Genomic DNA, 23,089 nt, shown 5'->3' on the forward strand with positions numbered 1-23,089 from the left:
CCTTAATCCACCACTACAGCAGTTCCGCTTGCTGTTACCATCAGCATTCCATTATCTGCACCAAGCACTTCGTAGTCAATATCCACACCGATCACTGCATTAGCTCCCATTGCACCTGCACGCTGCTCCAGCTCTGCCAGGGCTTCTCCTCTGGCTTTCTGAAGTTCTTCCTCATAACCGGCGCTTCTGCCGCCAAAGAAATTCCGAAGACCTGCTCCAAGATCTTTCATAAAATTTACTCCTGTGATCACTTCTCCGAATGCGATTCCTTTATATTCACGGATTGCTCTTCCCTCTACAGATGGCGTTGTTGTTATGATCATGGTAAAATCCTCCCGTTTCTGTTGTTTTTTCTCAGGCATAAAAATGCCTTATTACAGAATTATACCCGAAAGCCGTCACGATGTATAGAGTTAAAAAAGGCTGCCCAAAGAGATGCCAGGCACCTTTTCAGACAGTCTTTCCTTATTATCGCTTATTTATTTTACAACTTCAGTCACATAGGAAACTTCTTCCATTCCCGGATAACTTCCCTGACGCCCGCCAACAGTCAGAGTTCCTGTTTTATCATCCCAGGTAAGCTCTGTTGTTGCATAAGCACCGTTTTCAAAATTGTAGTTATTTCCCTCATCCTCATAAATAGTGAACTTGCAGTCTTCACCTGGATATACCATAAGTTTCACCGACTCCTCAGGTTTCTGGGAAGCATATACAAGTCCCTCTGCAACAGGAAGGATACTTCCTGCTTTTACAAAGATCGGCATCCGGTCGATCGGAGCATCTACGGTTACGTACTGGCCGCCTTCATACTCCTTGTTTGTCCAGTAATCGTACCATTTCGTACCTGCCGGGAGATAGCATTTCCATGTTTTCTCTCTATGGAGCTCAGTACTCTCCGGTCCGTAATACATCGGCTCTGTAACAGCACAGATCAGAAGGGACGGTCCGAACATAAACTCATTCTCAACCTTGCGTGCTTCTTTATCCTCCGGGAAGTCAAAGAGAAGGCTTCTCATAATCGTATAATCATTAAAATGTACAGCACCTGCAAGGGAATAAATATACGGCATCAGATGATAACGGAGCTTGATAAACTTCTCGATGGCATCATAGAACATGGTTCCTTTTTCACCAAAGTTCCAGATTTCTCTTGGTGTATCAGTTCCATGGGAACGGAACATCGGAAGGAAGGTTCCCATCTCCAGCCATCTTGTATACAGCTCACAGTATCCTTTATCCTTCACACCTTCGTTATATTTGCCCTGCCAGAACCATTTCGGCTCCGGATCTGTGTTGCAGCCGCATCCACGGTTCTGCCACTTATCAGCAACTGTAAAGAAAGCGCCGATATCCAGTGTCCAGTATGGATATCCACTCAGTCCCATATTCAGGCCTTCCACGATCTGTGTCTTAAGATTATCCCAGGATGCACAGGTATCGCCTGACCACAGCATTGCAGAATATTTCTGGCCGGAAGCATAGCCGGAACGTGTCAGGTTAAGAACTCGTTTCTCTTCTGTAGTTTTTCTCTGATTCTCATAAATTCCCTTTGCATGCATCAGTGCAAAAGCATTGGCAACAGCAGGATCCAGATATTTCTTGTGCTCACCGCCGACAAGCTCATATCTTTCCCATGGCTCTCTCTTTGCTGCACCACTCCAGTCAGGACCGGAAAACGGTTCTGTGGAATCGCACCACCAGGAATCAAAGCCCTGGTCAAAAAGTCCTTCCTGTGCCTGTTTCCAGTACATTTCTCTCGCTTCTTCATTAAAAGCATCATAAGTCGCATAATCATAAAGAAGATGACCAGTCTTAAAAAACTCTGTATGGTTCTTGCCGCCTGCATTCATATTCGGCCATACGGAAACCATGGTATGGGCATTCAGTTTGTGGATTTCCTCCGCACATTCTTTCATATCTCCGTAACGCTTCTGATCCAGGATCTTCTCGCCCCAGTTTCCAGGATCCCAGGTATTCCAGTCCTGTACCACACAGTCAAGCGGAACCCCGATCTTACGGTAGTGGCGAACAATCTCAAGAAGCTCTTTTGCCGTGTAATACTGCTCTCTGGACTGTACATAGCCATAAGCCCATTTCGGCAGCATCTGCGCCTTGCCTGTAAGATAACGGTAATCATGGATGATCTCATCCATAGTATGACCGCCCATAAAATAATAATCGATCTGATCTACAGTATCCAGAAACAGATAGGAATCTTTCAGATCATCATTAAAAGTCATAAGTGAACAGCAGTCAACAAGAATTCCATATCCTTCTGTGGAAACCAAAACCGGCATCGGGATACGCATGTTATGCTGATATAAGTACTGGCAGTGACCTCTGTAATTGTAAATACCTTCCTCTGCCTGGCCAAGCCCATGGATTTCCTCATCCTCTTTCCATGTGAAGAACAGTTTTCCACGATATGCTGTTCTTACTTTCTCAGCTTTCAGATTCTGGATAAAATTCCTCTCACCGTCAACTGTCTTTACACGGTTGATGATCGGCTCCTCATCGCCTGTATTATAGTGGATCACATCTGTTTCAGTCAGTTCCGGTTTCTTCTGGGAAAGCCACTTGCTTCCGTCTGCATGCTTCCAGATGATATCACCGGATGCAGTGTTGATCTCTGCACAAACTTTCACAGTTTTCACAATGATACTTCCTGCATTTTCCTCTGCTGAAAAATCAACCTCAGGATATTCTTTTTTCTCAATGATCAGGGAGTCCTGTGCCTCTTTGATCTCTTTTCCGGAAACGATCATGCGGATGATCTCCTCTGTCACCGGAACCACCCGGTATGTCAGCTTTCCTGCTTCAAACTGTACATAGCTATCTGTTTTAACCATAATTTCCCTTCTCCTTATCTGTCCGGTAAATCAGACATTAATATTCCGTTTCTGATATCGGAGCCTTTCTAATAAAAAAGCTCCGATATCAGGACAAAATTTCTTACTTTTATCCTAACATCGAAGCCTGATTTCCGTCTATGACTTATCCGCTCATGAATTTTAACTATTTTTACTGTTTCTTCTGCTTCTCATCTTTCGGCGGTTTCCCCACGTGTTTTTTGTAAAGTCTGTAAAAATTGGAAATATTATTAAATCCGCATTCCATGGCGATTTCCGTAACATTTTTATCTGTTTCCCGAAGAAGCTCACGCGCATGGTTGATCCTCATCCTTGTGACATAATCGCTGAAACTGATATTTGTCACCTTACGGAAATAAGAAGAAAAATAGTTGGAACTCATATATACGGAAGAAGCAACTTCTTCCAGAGTGATCTTCTCACAGTAATGATCATCTATGTAATTAAAAGCCTGCTCAAGACGCTTCATTGCATTTTTCTTCTCACGGAGCATTTCCCCTGACTTGCTCTCATCCTGATAAGCCCGGATCAGCATGGTAAGGATGCGAAGTACATTCGCCTTGATCATCAGCGGATAGCCTTCTTTTTTCTGCTGCCATTCGTGATAAATCTCCCAGATACTGGAACGGATCTCTCCGCTTACCTCTTCTTCCCTGCCGATACGGTTCTTAAAATTACTTCCTCTCTCAACAAAAGGCTTCAGATATTCCGTATCAAAAATACTCAGCTTTTCGGCCACGAATTCCGGTGAAAAGATCATCACAAGAAGCTTCATGTCTCCACCGATCAGCTTCCATCCATGAGGCTCCACATTATTGAAGATGATGATGTCATCTTCTTCCATTGTATATTCCTGCCCGTTTACAAAATAATTTCCCTTGCCCCCCAACACACAGGTGATCTCGAAATAGCTGTGCCAGTGATAACTTCCAGGCCGACTGTTCTCCGGTGTCAGTTCCACCTCTGAAATCTGAAAAGGAAATTCTTTGTCAAGGGGTATGTTGTCTCTCTCTAATCGCAAATTCTGCCTCCTGTAAACGCAGACACTGTCATCGCATCAGCTGTTTCCGGCAGGACCGGCAGCCTTTCCAGTGTCTTCTTACGCTCACAATATTATAGCAGATATTATTTTTCCATGCAATCTGTGATAGTTCGTTCTAACTCTTCCAGCTGATCTTCGTGCTTCCCATGGACAGCAATGCGGAAATAATCATTACCCTGAATTCCTTTTATCATATAGTAATCGCTGTCAATCTTAAAAAACGGCTGTTTCAGCATATCAAGATATGTGAATCCACCCAATGGTCTCAGCTTCAGAATGAATTCCCGCTCTACCGGTTCATCCAGAAGATAATCCCAGGCAAACCAGCCGGATTCTGCACATTTTTCCCTGGAAGGCTGTTTTCCTATTATTTTCATAATCGTGTATTCCCCTTTCCTTTACAGGCAGATTTCCCGTGGATCTGCTGTCTGCCCTATATGACTGATTCCTGTGATCGTTCTTCGTAATACATCCGTATAAATTTGCTCTGTAACTTGCCTGCTAAATATTCCGTGCCACAGATGCTGCTATTTCCTTCGCAGCTCCTAAAAATTCCTTTATATCCTTCTCCTCCGTAAACCACGAAACACTTACTCTCACAGTTCCGCCCTCTTCTGTTCCCATTGCCTTATGGATCAATGGCGAACAGTGAAGCCCTGAACGGACAATGATCCCATATCCGCTTTCCAGAATATACGCGGCATCCGAAGCTTTCAGTCCCTGAAAATTCAGGCTCATCACAGGTCCTCTGCATACGTCATGGTTTCCGTAGATCCTTACACCCTCTATCTGTTCCAGACCACAATAAAGCATTTCCATCAGACGAGCTTCTTTTTCCATAATTGCCGCAAGTCCTGTCTGCTCAATAAACTCCGCCCCAGCCAGAAGTCCTGTGATTCCCGGCATGTTCTGAGTTCCTACCTCATACTCATAATCTTTGTTCTCGTAGGTAAGCTGTGCGCTGTTTCTTCCGGTTCCCCCATATTTCAGAGGCTTCAGCTCAATTCCGCTCCTGACATAAAATCCGCCGGTTCCCTGAATTCCCATCAGACTTTTGTGGCCTGTAAAAATAAGCGCATCTGCTTCCCATTTATCTGCATCAACAGGGATACAGCCAGCACTCTGCGACACATCCACAATCAGGATCAGTCCATGTCTCTTTACAAATTCCCGGATCATCTCCATATCCTGCACACAGCCTGTCACGTTGGAACAGTGGTTCACGATCAGCACACGGCTGTCCGGTCGTACTGCTGTTTCCAGGGCTTCTTCCGTCACTGTCCCGTTTATCGTACACTTCACTACCAGCACCGGATGTTCTCTCAGCTGTTCCAGATTATATACCGGACGTAGCACACTGTTATGCTCTGTCTGCGTTACCAGGATGCTACTGCCTTTTTCACCATAGTCCAGCCCCCCAAGGACTGTATTCATGCTTTCTGTTGCCCCTGATGTAAAAAATATTCTCTCTGTTTCCCTGATTCCAAGGAGCTGTCCCAGTTTTTCCCGGCAAAGTACTTCCACATCTTTTTTCATGATCGAGCTGCCGCCCCGGAACTGCGAAGCAGGCGTGCCGCTAAGGCACGCCTGCACAGCTTCCAAAACAGCAGGGGGCTTCGGCCAGGAAGTTGCCCCGTTGTTCAGATATATCATCCAATCATCCTTCCAGAATATTGAAGTTCATAATTTTTGCAATCTTCTTGATCATCTTTGTGTAATCACCGAAGATCAGCACCTGATGATGTCCGAATCCTGCAAGATTGTGCATGAATTCTCTTGCATCGTCCATCTGGATGTAGTAGAACGGACTGCAGTATGTATCTGCATATTCAGAACGGATAACCTTGCCTTTCTTGATGCACATGGTATCGCCTGCCGGATTGAAACGTCCAAGTGTGATATAATCATCATCGTTCTCTGTGAAGTCAACCTGCAGTTTTCCACCGAATCCCTGGCCTGTGAATGCCCAGAGTTTGTATGCCAGCGGTTTTGTTCCATAACCGTTCATCTGAAGAGCCGGTACTGCATGGTGGATGCGGAGAAGCTCGTCTGTCTCGTGGTTCGGGTTACCCATGAATGCCGGACGTTTTCCGGCATACTGCATGATTAGCATGGCCATCAGTGCATTAAGATCTTCCTCACATCCGCTTGGAATTCCCTCGTCTTTCATGATGGAATGGCACATACATGGTGTGAATTTACGGTTCTGCGGGATTTCTGTTGTACAGAGCTCATGACATGCGGTTGAGAAAGCGTTGCAGTCATAAATATCCATCATCTTTTTGGCAGCCAGATAATATTTCACGTCATTGATAAACCAGTCTGTGTTTACCTGTGTATCGGTAGATCCTGCAATGATCTTATCTGCAATCGGTTTTGCTTCCTCATCTGTGATCTCATCCATATATTTGAAAATGGATGTAAATGGAAGCTTCACCACTTCAACTCCGTAACGCTGACGAAGGATCTCCGGATCGCGGATCAGACTCTGAATTCCGAATGTAGGCTGAGATCCTGCTGTCAGTACAAGCGCCCTTGTATTGCGAACTGCTTTTCTTACCCAGAGAATATGCATGATCTCATTCACATCCTGAAGATCCATACATACATATGCCTCTACTCCGATGGAACGGCAGTATGCTGCAAAATCAATTCCTTCGTTTCCGTTCTGCCAGATAACGACCGGCTTTCCGAAACGCTCAAGCTTAGGAATTCTCCATCCCATGCAGAGGAAGCAATCGATCTCATCAACATCCTCTCCGATTTTTGCAAAAAGGTCTTTATCTACAACAAAAGACTCATTATAGCGGACATCCACAGGCTCCGTGAATTCTACCTCATCAATAACCCCTTGTAATCCCTTAACTGAATTTTTGAACGCCTCATCAGCTGCTTTTGTCTCAGCTTCAACAGTCATATCCTCTTTATGTCCGGCACGACATGGTCCCTCCCAGAAATGTGTATGTGTCAGACATCCAACCAACGGTTTTACTACAAGTTTCATATCCATTGCTTTCTGTTTCATAATAAAAATACCTCTCTTCTCTTTAACATTCCGCATTTTCCAGTTTGTAGTTTTTCCACACACTCGATATATCCTATTATACTGTATGAATCATGGAATTCCTCTTTATTCTTCCGAACAGACTGTACTTTCTTACGATTTTGTGCTATTTTCATATAATTTATATTATTATTCCCATCATTTTTATATGAATTATACAATATTTATTCACCACATTAACCTGAAAAAAATCCGCAAAAAAAAGCACCGGAAACGTGGCCGATCCGTTTTTCGGATGGAAGTACATTTCCGGTGCTGTAATCCTGCCCAATACTCAGGTTATCTTATGCCTGTGCCTCTTTCAGCAAAGCAGACATTCGGAATCCGCTTCGCTACTTCCTCATGAACAAAAACAGGATTATGCCTGTTTTTGTTCAAACTGACTGTTATACAGATCCGCATAGAAGCCCTTCCGTGCCAGCAGCTCTTCATGATCTCCCTGCTCAATGATATCTCCGTCCTTCATCACCAGGATCAGATCTGCATCCTTAATGGTAGAAAGTCTGTGGGCGATAACAAAGCTGGTTCTGCCCTTCATCAGGTTATCCATAGCCTTCTGGATCTGCATTTCTGTTCTTGTATCAACGGAAGATGTGGCCTCATCCAGAATCAGGATCTTATTGTCTGCCAGGATCGCTCTTGCAATGGTAAGCAACTGCTTCTGCCCCTGAGAAACATTACTGGTCTCCTCATCCAGGACCATCTGATAGCCGCCGGGCTGCTGCATGATAAAGTTGTGGATATGGGCCGCTTTTGCTGCTGCGATCACCTCTTCATCCGTTGCGTCCAGTCTTCCATAGCGGATATTTTCCATAATGGTTCCGGAAAACAGCCAAGTGTCCTGCAACACCATTCCGAACATCTCACGGAGATTGCTGCGGTTGAAGTTCCGGATATCATGTCCGTCAACCTTGATGCTTCCGCCATTTACATCATAAAAACGCATCAGCAGCTTTACGATCGTCGTTTTTCCTGCACCTGTAGGTCCTACAATGGCGATCTTCTGACCGTCATGCACATCTGCGGAAAAATCATTTACAATGATCTTATCCGGATTATAACCGAATTTCACATGCTCAAACTGTACATTTCCTTCCAGTCCCTCAATGGAATCCGGGTTCTCCGGCTGAAGTTCTTCCTCCGGCTCCTCAAGAAATTCAAATACCCGCTCAGAAGCTGCCGCCGAGGACTGCAGAAGGTTTGTAACCTGGGCGATCTGCTGGATCGGCTGTGTAAAGTTACGGATATACTGGAAGAAGGACTGGATATCTCCAACCTCGATAGTTCCTTTGATGGCAAAAATCCCTCCGAGAAGTGCCACCATCACATATCCCAGATTTCCCACAAACTGCATGATCGGCATCATCATTCCGGAAAAGAACTGTGACTTCCATGCAGACTCATAAAGCTTCTGGTTGTCATGCTCAAATTCCTTCAGCGCATCCTGCTCTTTGTTGAATACTCTTACCACATCATGGCCGCCGAAATTTTCCTCAACCTGACCATTTACTTTTCCCAGATACTCCTGCTGTGCCTGGAAATATTTCTGGGAGTGTTTCATTACTTTATTAATGATAAGCATGGAAACCGGCAGGATCAGCACTGCTGCCAGTGTCATCCACACGTTGATGGAAAGCATCATGATAAATACACCGATCAGTGTTGTTACGGATGTGATCAGCTGTGTCATGCTCTGGTTGATGCTCATCTGCAGGGTATCCACATCATTTGTCACCCTGGAAAGGATCTCACCGTTTGTTCTGCTCTCGAAATAATTCATTGGCAGACGGTTGATCTTCTTTGAAATATCCTTTCGGAGATTGTATGTAACATCATTGGAGATCCCCGTCATGACAAATCCCTGGATCAGGGAAAAGCATGCACTTGCCACATACAGTCCCAAAGTCCACAGAAGGATCATTCCGATCTTACCGAAATCAATACCGCCTGTACCGTTTACCTTAGCAACCAGACCATTGAACAGCTCTGTGGTAGCTTTTCCAAGTATCTTCGGGCCTGCAATATTAAACGCTGTACCTGCCACTGCAAAGATAAACATCAGGATAAAACGAAATTTATATCTGCCCATATAGCCAAAGAGCTTTTTCATGGAGTCTTTGAAGTCCTTGGCCTTCTCTGTTGGCTGCATTCCGTGTCCGCCCATCGGACCTCTTCTTCTCTGCTGACTCATGCCAATTCCTCCTCTGATAACTGACTCATGGCAATCTGGCGATATACCTCGCAGGACTTCATCAGCTCCTTATGGCTTCCGATCCCTGCCATATGTCCATCGTCCAGTACAAGGATCTTATCTGCATTTAAGATCGTACTGATACGCTGTGCCACGATAATGGTTGTTGCTTCTTTTGTATGTTCTTTCAGCGCTTTTCGAAGTGTGCTGTCTGTTTTGAAATCCAGTGCGGAAAAGCTGTCATCAAAGATAAAGATCTCCGGATCTTTTGCGATAGCTCTGGCAATGGAAAGCCTCTGCTTCTGTCCACCGGAAACATTGCTTCCTCCCTGTGCGATCGGAGTCTTATATCGCTCCGGCTTGGTGTCGATAAACTCCGTAGCCTGTGCAACCTCTGCTGCTTTTTTCACTGCATCTTCCGAAATCTCTGTCTTTCCGTAACGGATATTGGAATCAATGGTTCCTGAGAAAAGTACACCCTTCTGCGGAACATAACCGATCCTGTCACGGACATCCTTCTGTGTCATTTTCCGGACATCCACGCCATCCACTTTCACAGATCCTTCTGTTGCATCATAGAAACGCGGGATCAGATTGATCAGTGTACTCTTACCGCTTCCTGTACTTCCGATGATCGCTACTGTCTCACCTTTTTCTGCCTTGAAGGAAATGTCTGTGATAACATTCTCTCCTGCCTCCGGATATGCGAAGCTTACATGATCAAATTCTACAGTCCCCTTCACATCCTGGGAAGGCTGTACCGGATCCTCCGGATCCTGGACACTGACTTCTGTCTCAAGCACCTCGTTGATACGGCGTGCAGATACATTTGCTCTCGGCAGCATGATAGACATTGCTGTGATCATCAAAAATGACATGATGATCTGCATTGCATACTGGATAAACGCCATAACATCACCAACCTGCATGCTTCCGCTGTCTACTGCATAAGAACCGCTGTAGATGGTCAGTACGGAAACTGCGTTCATGATCAGCATCATCACCGGCATCATAAATGTCATACAACGGTTTACAAAGAGGTTTGTCTTCGTCAGAGTGATATTTGCATCCTCAAAACGCTCCTCCTCGTGTTTCTCCCGGCTGAATGCACGGATAACCGGAATACCGGTAAGGATTTCTCTTGTTACCAGGTTCAGCTTATCTACCATGGTCTGCAGGGCTGTAAATTTCGGCATTGCGATCCTGAACAGCATTGCCATAAATGCCATGATCAGTACAATGGCCACCCCAAGGATCCATGTCATGGAGGAATCTCTCTGAAGCACGCGGATCACACCACCGATTCCAAGGATCGGCGCGTAAAGCACGATACGGAACATCATAGCCATTACCTGCTGGATCTGCTGGATATCGTTCGTGCATCGTGTAATCAGGGATGCTGTTGAAAACTTATGGTACTCTCTGCTGGAAAAACCTATGACTTTGTTATAAACCAGCCCACGGAGATCATGTCCCATAGATGCAGCAACTCTGGATGAAAGAAATACCACACATACTGCAGCCATCATGGTGACCAGTGCCATCAGCACCATGCGGATACCTGTTGCTTTCATGTAATCCATCTGTATGGCATCCACATCTTCACCCATAGCTTCATATTCTACACGAACATAGGAAACACCTGCCTGTGTGATGATGGATTCCTGCATCTTGTCGATCTTTTCTCCGACCTGGTCCTTCATAGCAGCCAAAGCCTCTGCCGGCATCTGAGAAAGAGCCGCCAGTGGATCCGTCCCTTCCGGGATTCCCATTTTTGCAAGAGCTGCCTTTGATTCCTCACTGTCGGACGTCAGAGTAGAAACGATCACCATCGGTTTGCCGAAGATATCGTTGAGTTCTTCTCTGTCTTCTTTGGAGATTTTATCCTTTAATACCAGATCATCTCCCTCTTCCTCATAAAATCCATCCACAGTTTTCGCATCATCCTCTTCCATAAACAGCTTCAGACTGTCCATAGACGTCTTTCTGATCTTCTCAGGAACACTGTCTTCAATACCGTTCTGCTGAATTCCCACATTAATGATATTTGATGTGTAATTCGGCAGAGACAGATCACAGTATGCCTGAAGAAAAAGAAGCGCAATGATGAGTACGATGTAACCTGCAGATCGTTTCAGATATTTCATCAGTTTAATCACGTTTCTGTTCCTTCCTTTCTGTCATTTCATCCGGATGAAGCTTTTCTATGGCTTCCTCCGGCTGGATCTTTTCGATATTTACAAGGATCTGCTCCAGAAATCTCCGAAGCAGGCACTGTTCCGCCTCACTGAAGCCTTCCATCATCACAGCCTCATTTTTATGGATCCGTTCCAGTGCTTTTGCCTTGATTTCCTTTCCCTTTTCTGTCATGTAGATCCTGGTCACACGCTGGTCCTTTTCATCCGGTTTCTTATAAAGAAAGCCTGCTTTCTCCAGTCTCTGTATCGATACATTTACCGTAGGCGGCTTGATATGCAGGATCTTTGCAATTTCCCGCTGACTCAGGCCATACCTTCCGGACACAAGCCCCAGAACCGGTATCTGTCCCGGATAAATCCCAAGCTCCTGCATCTGACCAAAGCATTTCGTCATAAAATAACGGTCTACCTTCATAAACAGAGATAAAAAGCTGCTCTGCCTTTCTTTCTCATCTTCCTCCTTACAAAACACGCTGTCACTCCTCTCTCATCCGATCAGACACCTGCTCTTTGTTAATGATATACGAAGCAGTGATCTTCTTTTTTAATTAGTCAGCTAACTATATATAATATACATCTGCACAAAAAATGCAACTGGTTTTTGTAAATTTTACACTTTTTTAAGATTTACAGCTTCTTTAATTTCCACCTGAAATCTATTAATTAATTTGTCAAGCTAATTTATTTTCTGCTGTTTTTCCTATTTTTTTCGCAAAAAAAATACCCGCTTCGTTTTTTTATTCGAAACGGGTACTTCTTTCTGTTCCTGATTTTCTTATACAAACTGATTCACAGCCGGATCATAAGCATAATCGATCATGTCAAGCTTATCCTCCAGTTCTTTCCGGTTAAGTCCTCTGTCCTCACAGAAGGCATCCAGGGATCTGTAAAAATCCCGCAGCTGTGTATTTACGTAACTTAAAAGCATTACCGGGTCCTTTGGTATCATAATCTGTTTCCATCCTTTTATCTGATATTTATCCAATATCCCAGATGCTGCTGGATAGCTGTCTGATCTGAAATATCAGATTTACTATCTTACCAATTTTATTTTTTGTCAAGAGCCAGTAAAAAAATTTTTCAGGATTTTTTATTTCTTCAGTATTTGATAAAAATATTCCATTCCTTGTCCCAAAAAAGAACTGCCTGGTTCCGATCTTCATCCTGAAATGGATTTCTATCAGAACCGACAGTTCTTTTCCTTGTCAATCTATCATAACTTTATGGAGTTATTTTTTACTTCGTGCTGACGGTAAACGCTCCGTCCTTCACATCCAGCACAATGGTATCTCCGGCATGCACATCACCGGAAAGGATCTTCTTGGCTGTCAGTGTCTCCACATAATTCTGGAGATAACGCTTCAGAGGACGTGCTCCATAAACCGGATCATAACCGTTATCCACTACCATCTGTTTGGCAGCATCTGTAAGCTCCAGAGAAAGCTCCTGGTCAGCCAGACGGTCGCTGAGCTCTTTGACCATAAGATCTACGATCTTACCTACATTATCCTTGGTCAGCGGCTTGAACATGATGATTTCATCCAGACGGTTCAGAAATTCCGGACGGAAATGACCACGAAGATCATTCATAACCTGTTCCTGTGCCTCCGGTTTGATATCTCCCTTCTCGTCGATACCGTCAAGAAGGTACGGAGAACCAATGTTGGAAGTCATGATCAGGATCGTATTCTTAAAATCAACCGTACGTCCCTGTGAATCCGTGATACGTCCATCGTCCAGTACCTGCAGAAGTACATTGAATACATCCGGGTGAGCCTTCTCGATCTCATCAAAAAGAACAACACTGTACGGTTTTCTTCGAACGGCCTCTGTCAGCTGTCCGCCTTCCTCATATCCGACATATCCTGGAGGCGCTCCGATCAGACGGGACACGGAATATTTCTCCATGTATTCGCTCATATCGATACGGACCATATTCTGCTCATCGTCAAACAGTGTGGCAGCCAGAGTCTTGGCAAGCTCTGTTTTACCAACACCGGTTGGTCCAAGGAACAAGAAGGAACCGATCGGCTTTGTGGGGTCCTTGATTCCGGCTTTGGAACGAAGGATCGCATCTGTTACAAGACGAACACCCTCATCCTGTCCTACTACACGTTTGTGCAGCTCATCCTCAAGGCCCAGCAGCTTGGTTCTCTCACCTTCTGTCAGCTTGGTTACCGGAATACCGGTCCATCTGGAAATGATACGAGCAATCTCATCATCTGTGACAGCCTCATGTACCAGGCTTCTGTCACTCTCCTTAACCTGCTTCTCCTCAACCTCCAGCTGCTGCTGAAGCTTCGGCAGCTCGCCATACTGCAGCTCTGCTGCTTTCTCCAGATCGTAATTCTGTTTTGCTTTCTGGATCTGTTTATTGATATCCTCGATCTGCTCACGCAATTTCTGAAGCTTCTCTACGGAATGCTTCTCATTATCCCACTGAGCTTTCTGGGTATTAAAAGTATCTCTCAGCTCTGCAAGTTCTTTCTGCAGATCAGCCAGACGCTCTTTACTTAAGTTATCAGTTTCTTTTTTCAGGGCAGACTCTTCAATCTCCAGCTGCATGATCTTACGTCTCTGCTCATCCAGCTCTGTCGGCATGGAATCCAGCTCCGTCTTGATCAGCGCACAGGCTTCATCAACAAGGTCGATGGCCTTATCCGGGAGAAAACGGTCTGTAATGTATCTGTGTGAAAGTGTGGCAGCTGCAACCAATGCACTGTCTGTAATCTTAACACCGTGGAATACCTCATATCTTTCCTTCAGGCCACGGAGAATGGAAATGGTATCTTCCACTGTCGGCTCATTTACCATAACCGGCTGGAAACGACGGGCAAGTGCAGCATCCTTCTCAATATACTGGCGGTATTCATCCAGAGTTGTTGCACCGATACAGTGCAGCTCACCTCTGGCAAGCATAGGCTTCAGCATGTTTCCTGCATCCATGGCGCCATCTGTCTTACCTGCACCCACGATCAGATGAAGCTCATCGATAAACAGAATGATCTGTCCTTCGCTCTTCTTCACTTCCTCAAGTACCGCTTTCAGACGTTCCTCAAACTCACCACGATACTTGGCACCTGCAACCAGCGCACCCATATCCAGGGCAAAAATCTTCTTATTCTTAAGACCTTCCGGTACATCTCCTGCCACAATACGCTGTGCCAGTCCCTCGATGGCTGCTGTTTTACCAACGCCAGGCTCACCGATGAGAACCGGGTTGTTCTTGGTCTTACGGGAAAGAATACGGATAATATTCCGGATCTCCGCATCACGGCCGATCACCGGATCAAGCTTCTGGTTCTTCGCCTTCTCCACAAGATCCTCGCCATATTTATTCAGGGTGTCATAAGTTGCCTCCGGGTTGTCACTGACAACTCTCTGATTTCCTCTGACTGTAGAAAGTGCCTGAAGAAAACGCTCTCTGGTGATTCCAAACTCATTGAAGATCTTCTTCATGCTCGGGCTTGGATTCTTCAGCATGGAAAGAAAGAGATGTTCAACCGATACATACTCATCTCCCATAGCCTTCGCTTCGTCCTCTGCACTGACCAGTGCCTTGTTCAGATACTGACCAAATCGAAGCTCTCCACCGGAAACCTTAACCTTTGCATCCAGTGCTTTCTTAACTGTGTCAATAAAATATTCCTTCTGGATCTCCATCTTCTCGATCAGTTTGAGAATCAGGCTGTCCTCCTGTGTCAGCAATGCATACAGAAGGTGTTCCTCCTCGATCTCCTGATTGCCATATTCATAAGCAACCTTCTCAAGATCCTGGACAGCCTGTACGGATTTCTGTGTAAACTTACTGATGTTCATAGGCTTCCCTCCTATTCTATGAAAAACATTTCCAATATTCTCATACCGGAAATGCTGTGCTTTTTTCTTGTTCTAGGAGAAATATAACACCATTTGTTAGCACTGTCAAGAGGTGAGTGCTAATTTTTGTGTTATTTTTTTGCAACCGTAAAATGAAAAACTAATTTCCGTCTTTAGCTCTTTATGTTCTTTTATTGAAAGGTGTTTCTTTACGAGCTCAAGTTTCAACTCCTTACTATACTGTTTCATAGACATAAAAATATGCTCCTCATATGATAGATTTTTGGATATTTCCATTGTCTACCATATGGGGAGCATATCAATCCAACGGTTTTCAGTGCTTTTTTCATATTACTTTATTGAATATCCCTCATTCTGCCTATATAAGTGAAACTTAGCGAAACTTAAATTAAATCTCTTTCAGACAATTCAATTTGGATATTCACCAACTGTGGATTATTTCTCAGTGCACCAGTTTCCAACTTACCGCCTGCTGCCTTGCATCCACAAATCTCTTATAAATACCTTCCTGTTTCATTAATTGCTCATGTGTTCCATGCTGTGCAATTCTTCCTTTTTCAACAACCACAATCTGGTCTGCATGTCTGACTGTTTTTAATCTGTGGGCAATCATAATAATCGTTTTTTCCTTTGTAAGTGCATCTACTGCATCCATAGAATTCTGCAGAATCGCCTCGTTTTCCGGATCCGTGTAAGCAGTAACTTCGTTCCGATTAGCACAACCAGCGCAAACCCGCATAAAACCGGGACTTTTCAAAAATCTAAAGACAATTAAACATCTCTATAATCACACCTGAAATGCCTTTTTCGTAAGTCTGCGACGAAAAAGGCATTTCTTTTTGCCCAAGGAAAGGAGGTGACGGGGTATATGCCATGATTAACAAAGATGAGCGCCGTGATGTGAGTATTCGCAAGCCCCGGCCATCTATCCGCAAGCAGCTTGCCGACAGCAAACAGGCCACCAGCCCGAAAAAGGCGGCGGCCAGAACCAAGAAAAATGAATTGGAGGTATGAGGAATGATGCACTTTACCGTGGAAGAAGAAAATTTGATCTGTATGTACCACAACGCAGACCGACGCAGGACGATAGGCAAGATCACCGCAGCCATGCCGGGTATGGACGGGGATAGGATAAAGTATTCGCCCACCTCTGCAAACATGCGGGAGAAGCTTTGAAACTGGCGGTTATCAGCCCCGAAAGGCGTAGGTTACAGTCATTATTAGCCCCTGAAACAGGTACAGATGCGCAGCGGGTGTATCTGTTTCGGGGGTGTGCAGGTGATAGCCGCAAAGCGGCGTAAGAGGGTGCAGCCCTCTTGATCGTTATTCTTGTTCCAGCGGGAAGCTCGTCGATGTAGTCCGCATAGTGGGCCAGCACCTTTTCTGTGGCCCACTTCTCACCGGCAACGGCGGCTTTGATTGTTTCATAGTCCAGCAGCTTTTCTTGTCCGTCCATCCTGATACCCCCGTCAGATTGATTTTTTCCATGATACCATATCTGGGAGTATGGAGCCAGAGAAACCGGCGATTTTCTGCTGGTAAATTCTACGCATTTAGAGCGGCACTATGGCGGGGATAGGATAAAACACTCACATACCCCGCCGACTATGCGGGAAAAACCTTGAAATATAGGGCTTTTTAAGGCCCTAAATGCGTAGGTTGGTGCTTTGTTGCGATATGCTCCACAGTTACGGTGTATTGTTCATATTCTGTTTTCGGGAATCTTTATGAAATCTTCAAAATTGCCCGGTATGCTATCCGTAGAATCAAAGAAAGGACTTGATTATATGGATATGATTTTGAAAACGACTGACCTCTGCAAAAATTTCAAGGGGCAAATGGCGGTAAACAATGTGTCACTGAACATCCGGCGCAACTCGGTTTATGGTCTGCTGGGGCCGAATGGGGCTGGCAAATCCACGATCTTAAAAATGCTCACCGGCATTTTGCGCCCCACATCGGGAAGCATCGAGTTTGACGGCCACCCGTGGAAGCGGAATGATCTGGAGCATATCGGTGCTTTGATTGAGATGCCCCCGCTTTACGAAAATCTGACTGCATACGAAAATCTCAAAATCAGAACTACATTGCTCGGCCTGGACGATGCACGAATTAACGAGGTATTGCAAATTGTCCAGCTCACGAATACCGGCAAGAAACGGGCCGGGCAGTTTTCTCTTGGTATGAAGCAGCGGCTTGGTATTGCTATTGCATTGCTGAACAGTCCCCAGCTTTTGATTCTGGATGAACCGACTAACGGCCTTGACCCTTTAGGGATTGAGGAACTTCGAGAGTTAATTCGCTCTTTTCCCTGCAAAGGGATTACAGTTATTTTGTCCAGCCATATTCTGTCAGAAGTCCAGCAGATTGTAGATCATGTGGGTATCATTGCTGGCGGCGTCCTTGGATATGAGGGAGAGCTTCGCGCCGGTGAAGATTTGGAACAACTCTTTATGGATGTTATTCGCAGAAATGGTAAGGAGGGATATTAAATGGAGATGGCATATATTCAGGCAGAGAACCTAAAGCATAAGAGAACTTTCACAAAAACGCTGATCGTTCTGGCCCCGTTTGTAACTGCGCTTATGAACTTTTTTGCCCCTCTTTGGTTCCAGCTCAATTCTTATAATTGGTGGTATAACCTGCTTTATCCTGGATTCCTTACGCTCACCTGTGCCTTGATTGAACAGCGGGATAATGGCAAACTAAAATATCGTGCCGTTGCTTCATTGCCTGTTTCGCAGAACAAAGTCTGGAAAGCAAAAATTGGAGTGGCCGGTATTTACTCCTGTGTGGGGAATTTCATTTTCCTGGCGCTAAATCTGTTGGGCGGTTTTGCAATATTAGTTATCAACGAAATTCCCCTGACAATCGGAATTTGCCAGGCTGCGGCCGGAACAGCTTGTATTGTCATTGCAAGCCTATGGGAAGTTCCGCTGTGCTTATGGTTATCAAAAAAAGTTGGTATCTTTGTCACGGTTATTCTTAATGCCGGACTTGGAAGCGTTTTAGGGATTTTCACGGCTACAACCTCTTTGTGGATGATCTGCCCGTATAGCTGGGTGCCGCATCTTATGATTTCCGTGTTAGGTATTTTGCCTAATGGTGAGCCGGTTGCAGATCAGAGTACGGCAATGGCATTTTGGATGATTATACTTGTATTGGTCATTTCGCTGGCCTGGTTTGCGGCGCTGTCATTTTTAACTGCAAGATGGTTTGAGAAAAAGGAGGTGGGGTAACTATGGTATCTGTGGTTCGCTGCTGGAAAGCAGAATATCAGAAGTGTAAACATAGCATTTTGCTCTATATGCACAGCATGATTCCGATTATATGTGCGGCGATTTTTGCGGGTTACTATCATATATCCAGATGGGAACTGGCAACCAAAATCAGTGCCTATCTGGAAGTGCTGGCCGTTGCGTTCCCGTTTCTGATCGGCATTATTGTGGGCCTGGTTGTTCAGATCGAAAATCAGGCCGGGCATTATCAGCTTTTGTTGGGAACAATCCCATCTCGCATGGCAACGTATATTGGTAAACTTGGTTTTCTGATGATCTGTGCTTTTGGCGCAACATTTTTAGCGTTAGGAACATTCGCTGCACTATATAGGGATGCTCCGGCAAGCCTTTACCTGAAAGCAGGGATTCTATTGTTGATTACCATGCTTCCCATTTACCTGATTCATTTGTTTGTGGGAATGAGCTTCGGAAAAGGTGCATCTATGGGATTGGGAATTGCAGGGAGTTTAATAGCTGCCCTTATGATAACAGGGCTTGGTGACGCTACATGGAAATATATTCCCTGGGCCTGGGGCGTTCGTGCTATGGATTACACTGTGCTTGCATGGGATAGCCCCCAACTGTATGCACAGGTAAAAACCGATTTTTTCAGCGGTATGATTATTTCTGTATGCTGCACTGTTTGTCTGCTGATTGCCAGTTTGGTTTGGTTTCATGGTTGGGAGGGAGGTAAAAACAGTGAATAAAAAGTGCCTGTTTGCCGTGGTAATTGTGCTTGTAAGTCTTATATGCTTATCGGCCTGCGGTGCGCTCCGCGATACCGCCGATAAAAATAAGGCGTTAAATGAATCTCTGCCGTATTATGAGCTGAACGCCGCAAACTATGATGAAATTTCATATAACGGCCTGACATATACCATAACGGATGAATGTCTTGAAATGTCAGAACTGCAAGAAGAAATCGGGCAGGTATCGAAACGCTTCAAAAATGTGGCGGGGGAAGATTTCAGTTTCGGCTACGTTTACAGTATTGTGGATGTGGATATAAGCAATGCCGTAGCTGTAAATATCAACAATGAATATCGGAAAGCTGACATTAAAAATAATGATGAGTAACCTCGACAATGTGGTATAATGGGGCGGGAGGTGATTTTTTGACCCACTTACTTGTAGTTGACGATGAAGTTTCTATCTTGGAATTGATTAAGAACAGTTTGGGGAAAGATGGATATTTGATAACAGTCTGTCAAAATGCGGATGATGTAGACATCAAAAAGCTGCATTTCTATAACCTCATTCTTTTGGATGTGATGATGCCTGGCACAGACGGGTTTGAGTTTTGCAAACAGATCAGGAATATGGTAGACTGCCCGATTCTCTTTCTGACCGCAAAGACATTAGAGGAAGATATATTGTTTGGATTGGGCATCGGTGCGGATGATTATATTACGAAACCTTTTCGTATTCAGGAGCTTCGCGCCCGTGTCGCGGCACATTTACGCAGAGAAAAAAGGGAGCATCACAGCACACTTTCATTTGAGCCTGATATAAGATTTGACCTTTCCGCAAAGGTACTGTATGTTTCAGAACAGCCGGTTCCCCTTACCAAAAGCGAGTATTCAATCTGTGAATACCTTGCGAAAAACCGGGGACAGGTTTTTACAAAAGAACAAATCTATGAAGCCGTTTTCGGGTTTGATGGAATAGGCGATAACTCTACGATCTCAACGCATATAAAAAATATTCGTGCGAAATTGGAGCATTTCAAAATAAGTCCGGTCAGCACCGTATGGGGGATAGGATATAAATGGGAGTGAAAAAGAAACCTACATTGAAAATATTGTTTCGCCAGTTTGCTATCTCCCTCATTGTCATGCTGGTAGCGGCAATTATTGTCCCTTCTGGTTTGGAGGGACTTGCTGTAAATGCTGGATTAGCTACAAGAGCAAATCTAAGTGAATTGCAGGTAAAAGAGATCATTCCAACGCTGACGATTGCCCCGGATATTACAAAGGTTGTGATTCCACAGGGATGCGGCTACTTAATTCTGGACAAGAACTTTAATGAGCTTTACAGCAATATGGACGATGATGAAAAAGAAATTGCCCTGCTGTACGCAAAGGGAGAATATATTGAATATGCTACGGGGAGGCAGTTTGCACTTGTTGTCCGGGAAAACGAATTTTGCGTTTTAAGGTATTATATTGGTTCTCAATTTACAGTGTCATGGCTACCGGAATATTTTCCATCTCCTGACACGCTTGCGTTTATCCTGATGGCTGTAAATTCGCTGCTGGTCATTATCATACTGACCGCCAGATTTGCTAAAAACCTGCGTACACAACTGACCCCGCTTTTTGAAGCAACTGCGGAGGTTTCAAAGCAAAACCTTGATTTTGAAGTAGGACACGCCAAAATCAAAGAGTTTGAAGATGTCCTTGCATCTTTTTCAGATATGAAAGATAATCTGAAAATTTCGTTAGAACGGCAATGGAAAACCGAACAGACACAGAAAGAGCAAATCGCCGCGCTTGCCCATGATTTGAAAACGCCTCTGACGGTTATTCAAGGAAATGCTGATTTACTCACAGAAACAAATCTTGATGATGAGCAACGATTATACGCTGGTTACGTCGTGGAAAGCTCCGGCCAGATGCAGTCATATATTCAAACCCTGATTGATATATCACGGGCGGCGGTTGGTTATCAGCTCCATATTAAAAGTATAGACTTGCCAGCGTTCATGCAGCACTTGTTCGGTTATATGGAATCACTATGCCGGACAAAAGAAATCCGGCTGCAAATGAATACTGTTTCACTCCCTCAAATGCTGAAATTTGATAGGGTGCTGATAGAACGTGCTATTATGAATGTTATCAGTAATGGGCTGGACTACTCCCCGCAAGGCGGAACGCTTTATGTGGATATTCAGAGTAACAACGGTTTCGTGGAAATTTCAGTCACAGACGAGGGAACGGGGTTTTCTAAAGAGGCATTATGCCACGCACAGGAACGGTTCTATATGGGCGATCAAAGCCGCAATTCAAAGTTACACTTTGGTATGGGTCTATATATTACAAATTCGATTATGGAACAACATAATGGTCAGCTTATTTTAGAAAATTCAAAAGAAACCGGCGGCGCAAAGGTTACTATGAAACTTCCTTGCTGATTTTCCGATAGTGTAATGGACGTCTTTTATGTCCGTCCATTTTTCAAATCTTTATGGAATCTTCAAAAATTCCTCTTATCATGTATCTAAAGAAAAAACATCTGCCCAGCGGCAGAAAAGAAAAAAACCGCTGCTGGGCAGACCCATTTTCACGCTTAATTTACCTTTGCAGCTTTTTTACTGTCTCCCTGTCCAAGTGTCCTTGCAAGAAGTGCATTGGTTCCTACACCGGTTCCAATCCCCACTGCCACCATAAGCATCTGCACTGGAAATACCAGTGTCAAAGCATTTAGTGCTGTCTCACTGCCTGCAATGCCATAGATAGGATCATCGGGATTCCCATCTGGATCATCAGCTTATTTACCAGCATATCCTTCATCTTGTTGCTTTCCGCCATTTTGTTTTAACAAATGTAGCAAGAATTCTCCCACCTCTTCAGGTGGTGAGATGAATTGCACATCTGGGCATATCTGCTCAAAAAATCCCTATAGTACAAAAGAAACACTTGTTCTCCATCCCCTGATGTAGTATACTAAAAAAGAACAATTAGTTCATAAATACATATCAGTCGATAAAAGAAAATGAATGATAAATATAATGGAATTAGACAATAATTCCCATTCAGTATTTCTACTATACTATCACCTGGTGATGGTTATAAAATACAGAAGGTGAGAAGAATGAACCGCGCCGTAAAAATAAGGATCTATCCAAATAAAGAGCAGAAAGTCCAGATAGAGAAAACAATCGGCTGCAGCCGCTTTATCTATAACCAGATGCTCGCGGACAAGATCAGCTATTACCAGAAAGAAAAAAAGATGCTCCGGAACACACCGGCCGGATATAAGAAGGAATATCCCTGGCTGAAGGAGGTAGACTCCCTTGCCCTGGCGAATGTGCAGCTGCATCTGGAAAGTGCGTTCCGGAAGTTCTTCCGGGAACCATCCTGCGGATTTCCACGTTATAAATCAAAGAAGCATACAAGAAATTCGTATACGACCAATGCAGTAAACGGGAATATCCTTTTGCAGGATAGCCATCTGAAGCTTCCGAAGATGGCTGCCATAAAGATAAAACTCCACCGGCAGATTCCGTCAGACTGGAAGCTGAGATCCGTAACTGTGAGCCGTGAGCCATCCGGGAAATATTTTGCAAGTCTTTTGTTCTGCTGTGAGAACCAAACCGTGGAAAAAAGACCGGCAGAGAGATTTCTTGGGATCGATTTTGCCATGCAGGGAATGTGTGTATTTTCTACAGGAGAAAGAACTGGGTATCCTATGTTTTACAGAAAAGCAGAGAAAAAACTTGCAAGGGAACAGAGAAAGCTCTCCCACTGTGAAAAAGGAAGCCGGAACTATCAGAAACAGAAGAAACGGGTAGCTTTATGTCATGAAAAGATAAAGAACCAGAGAAAAGATTTCCAGCATAAGCTCAGCAGGGAGCTTGCTGAAAGATATGATGCAGTATGCGTGG

The 23,089-nt window shown here is 44.4% G+C and carries 21 protein-coding genes and 4 pseudogenes; 10 read left to right on the forward strand and 15 right to left on the reverse strand.

The window, feature by feature from the left end:
• Positions 1 to 2 precede the first annotated feature (2 nt).
• The 13 genes and pseudogenes from DW694_RS11130 to DW694_RS11195 form a co-directional block, all read right to left on the reverse strand.
• A complete protein-coding gene (locus DW694_RS11130) occupies positions 3 to 323 on the reverse strand; it encodes a putative heavy metal-binding protein (protein WP_015527228.1) in 321 nt (106 codons plus the stop codon).
• A gap of 156 nt (positions 324 to 479) precedes the next feature.
• Positions 480 to 2,849, reverse strand: coding sequence for a TIM-barrel domain-containing protein (locus DW694_RS11135; protein WP_118753006.1), 2,370 nt, complete (start codon positions 2,847 to 2,849; stop codon positions 480 to 482).
• Positions 2,850 to 3,021: 172 nt separating this feature from the next.
• Complete coding sequence (locus DW694_RS11140) at positions 3,022 to 3,891, reverse strand: AraC family transcriptional regulator (RefSeq protein WP_092068404.1); 870 nt, start codon at positions 3,889 to 3,891, stop codon at positions 3,022 to 3,024.
• Between the two features lie 104 nt (positions 3,892 to 3,995).
• Positions 3,996 to 4,289 (reverse strand): hypothetical protein, encoded by a 294-nt coding sequence (locus DW694_RS11145; protein WP_110103239.1) that lies wholly within the window; start codon positions 4,287 to 4,289, stop codon positions 3,996 to 3,998.
• Between the two features lie 124 nt (positions 4,290 to 4,413).
• Positions 4,414 to 5,565: an aminotransferase class V-fold PLP-dependent enzyme gene (locus DW694_RS11150; RefSeq protein ID WP_110103240.1), complete on the reverse strand. Its 1,152-nt coding sequence runs from the start codon at positions 5,563 to 5,565 to the stop codon at positions 4,414 to 4,416.
• 4 nt (positions 5,566 to 5,569) lie between these two features.
• Entirely contained in the window at positions 5,570 to 6,937 is a 1,368-nt protein-coding gene (locus DW694_RS11155; RefSeq protein WP_092068733.1) for a hypothetical protein, read from the reverse strand.
• A gap of 397 nt (positions 6,938 to 7,334) precedes the next feature.
• The gene (locus DW694_RS11165; protein WP_015527233.1) at positions 7,335 to 9,167 is read right to left on the reverse strand and encodes an ABC transporter ATP-binding protein; all 1,833 of its coding nucleotides are present in this window, start codon (positions 9,165 to 9,167) and stop codon (positions 7,335 to 7,337) included.
• Positions 9,164 to 11,326: an ABC transporter ATP-binding protein gene (locus DW694_RS11170; protein ID WP_092068410.1), complete on the reverse strand. Its 2,163-nt coding sequence runs from the start codon at positions 11,324 to 11,326 to the stop codon at positions 9,164 to 9,166. The genes DW694_RS11165 and DW694_RS11170 overlap by 4 nt, the downstream gene beginning before the upstream one ends.
• Positions 11,319 to 11,837, reverse strand: a complete 519-nt coding sequence (locus DW694_RS11175; RefSeq protein ID WP_286187040.1) for a MarR family transcriptional regulator — start codon at positions 11,835 to 11,837, stop codon at positions 11,319 to 11,321. Before DW694_RS11175 ends, DW694_RS11170 begins: the two co-directional genes overlap by 8 nt.
• Positions 11,838 to 12,140: 303 nt before the next feature.
• Positions 12,141 to 12,314: a DUF4250 domain-containing protein gene (locus tag DW694_RS11180; RefSeq protein ID WP_044961487.1), complete on the reverse strand. Its 174-nt coding sequence runs from the start codon at positions 12,312 to 12,314 to the stop codon at positions 12,141 to 12,143.
• 287 nt (positions 12,315 to 12,601) lie between these two features.
• A complete protein-coding gene (gene clpB / locus DW694_RS11190; RefSeq protein ID WP_118753008.1) occupies positions 12,602 to 15,184 on the reverse strand; it encodes an ATP-dependent chaperone ClpB in 2,583 nt (860 codons plus the stop codon).
• A 105-nt stretch (positions 15,185 to 15,289) separates the two neighbouring features.
• Positions 15,290 to 15,439 (reverse strand): hypothetical protein, encoded by a 150-nt coding sequence (locus DW694_RS16955; RefSeq protein WP_182465497.1) that lies wholly within the window; start codon positions 15,437 to 15,439, stop codon positions 15,290 to 15,292.
• A 208-nt stretch (positions 15,440 to 15,647) separates the two neighbouring features.
• Positions 15,648 to 15,914, reverse strand: a pseudogene (locus DW694_RS11195) (ABC transporter ATP-binding protein); the annotation flags it as partial.
• 164 nt (positions 15,915 to 16,078) lie between these two features.
• Here DW694_RS11195 and DW694_RS16960 point away from each other — a divergent pair.
• Positions 16,079 to 16,219, forward strand: a complete 141-nt coding sequence (locus DW694_RS16960; RefSeq protein ID WP_021651320.1) for a hypothetical protein — start codon at positions 16,079 to 16,081, stop codon at positions 16,217 to 16,219.
• 6 nt (positions 16,220 to 16,225) lie between these two features.
• Positions 16,226 to 16,333, forward strand: a pseudogene (locus DW694_RS11200) (transposon-transfer assisting family protein); the annotation flags it as partial.
• Here DW694_RS11200 and DW694_RS17465 read toward each other — a convergent pair.
• Positions 16,302 to 16,661: a helix-turn-helix domain-containing protein gene (locus DW694_RS17465; protein ID WP_021651318.1), complete on the reverse strand. Its 360-nt coding sequence runs from the start codon at positions 16,659 to 16,661 to the stop codon at positions 16,302 to 16,304. The pseudogene DW694_RS11200 and the gene DW694_RS17465 sit on opposite strands and share 32 nt — an antisense overlap.
• Positions 16,662 to 16,992: 331 nt before the next feature.
• Between DW694_RS17465 and DW694_RS11210 the strand changes: the two genes are divergently transcribed.
• Genes DW694_RS11210 through DW694_RS11235 form a run of 6 tightly spaced genes read left to right on the forward strand, consistent with a single transcriptional unit; the run spans position 16,993 to position 21,616 of the window.
• Entirely contained in the window at positions 16,993 to 17,697 is a 705-nt protein-coding gene (locus DW694_RS11210; protein WP_182465501.1) for a lantibiotic protection ABC transporter ATP-binding protein, read from the forward strand.
• Positions 17,698 to 18,444 carry a lantibiotic immunity ABC transporter MutE/EpiE family permease subunit gene (locus tag DW694_RS11215; protein ID WP_015527239.1) on the forward strand — a complete coding sequence of 249 codons (747 nt, stop codon included), beginning with the start codon at positions 17,698 to 17,700 and terminating at the stop codon, positions 18,442 to 18,444.
• 2 nt (positions 18,445 to 18,446) lie between these two features.
• The gene (locus DW694_RS11220) at positions 18,447 to 19,190 is read left to right on the forward strand and encodes a lantibiotic immunity ABC transporter MutG family permease subunit (protein WP_025580193.1); all 744 of its coding nucleotides are present in this window, start codon (positions 18,447 to 18,449) and stop codon (positions 19,188 to 19,190) included.
• The gene (locus tag DW694_RS11225; RefSeq protein WP_025580194.1) at positions 19,183 to 19,560 is read left to right on the forward strand and encodes a NisI/SpaI family lantibiotic immunity lipoprotein; all 378 of its coding nucleotides are present in this window, start codon (positions 19,183 to 19,185) and stop codon (positions 19,558 to 19,560) included. Before DW694_RS11220 ends, DW694_RS11225 begins: the two co-directional genes overlap by 8 nt.
• Positions 19,561 to 19,598: 38 nt before the next feature.
• Positions 19,599 to 20,261: a response regulator transcription factor gene (locus tag DW694_RS11230; protein WP_182465498.1), complete on the forward strand. Its 663-nt coding sequence runs from the start codon at positions 19,599 to 19,601 to the stop codon at positions 20,259 to 20,261.
• A complete protein-coding gene (locus tag DW694_RS11235; protein ID WP_118608395.1) occupies positions 20,252 to 21,616 on the forward strand; it encodes a HAMP domain-containing sensor histidine kinase in 1,365 nt (454 codons plus the stop codon). Before DW694_RS11230 ends, DW694_RS11235 begins: the two co-directional genes overlap by 10 nt.
• 161 nt (positions 21,617 to 21,777) lie before the next feature.
• Here DW694_RS11235 and DW694_RS11240 read toward each other — a convergent pair.
• Positions 21,778 to 22,013 (reverse strand): annotated as a pseudogene (locus DW694_RS11240) (MATE family efflux transporter); the annotation flags it as partial.
• 200 nt (positions 22,014 to 22,213) lie between these two features.
• Here DW694_RS11240 and DW694_RS11245 point away from each other — a divergent pair.
• Both DW694_RS11245 and DW694_RS11250 read left to right on the forward strand, forming a co-directional pair.
• A pseudogene (locus DW694_RS11245) lies at positions 22,214 to 22,288 on the forward strand (IS200/IS605 family transposase); the annotation flags it as partial.
• 8 nt (positions 22,289 to 22,296) lie between these two features.
• Positions 22,297 to 23,089: RNA-guided endonuclease TnpB family protein (locus tag DW694_RS11250; RefSeq protein ID WP_286187042.1), on the forward strand; the 793-nt coding region annotated here is incomplete at its 3' end.

It is taken from the genome of Ruminococcus sp. AM26-12LB (genome assembly GCF_003480785.1).
Classification (GTDB): Bacteria; Bacillota; Clostridia; order Lachnospirales; family Lachnospiraceae; genus Blautia_A; species Blautia_A fusiformis.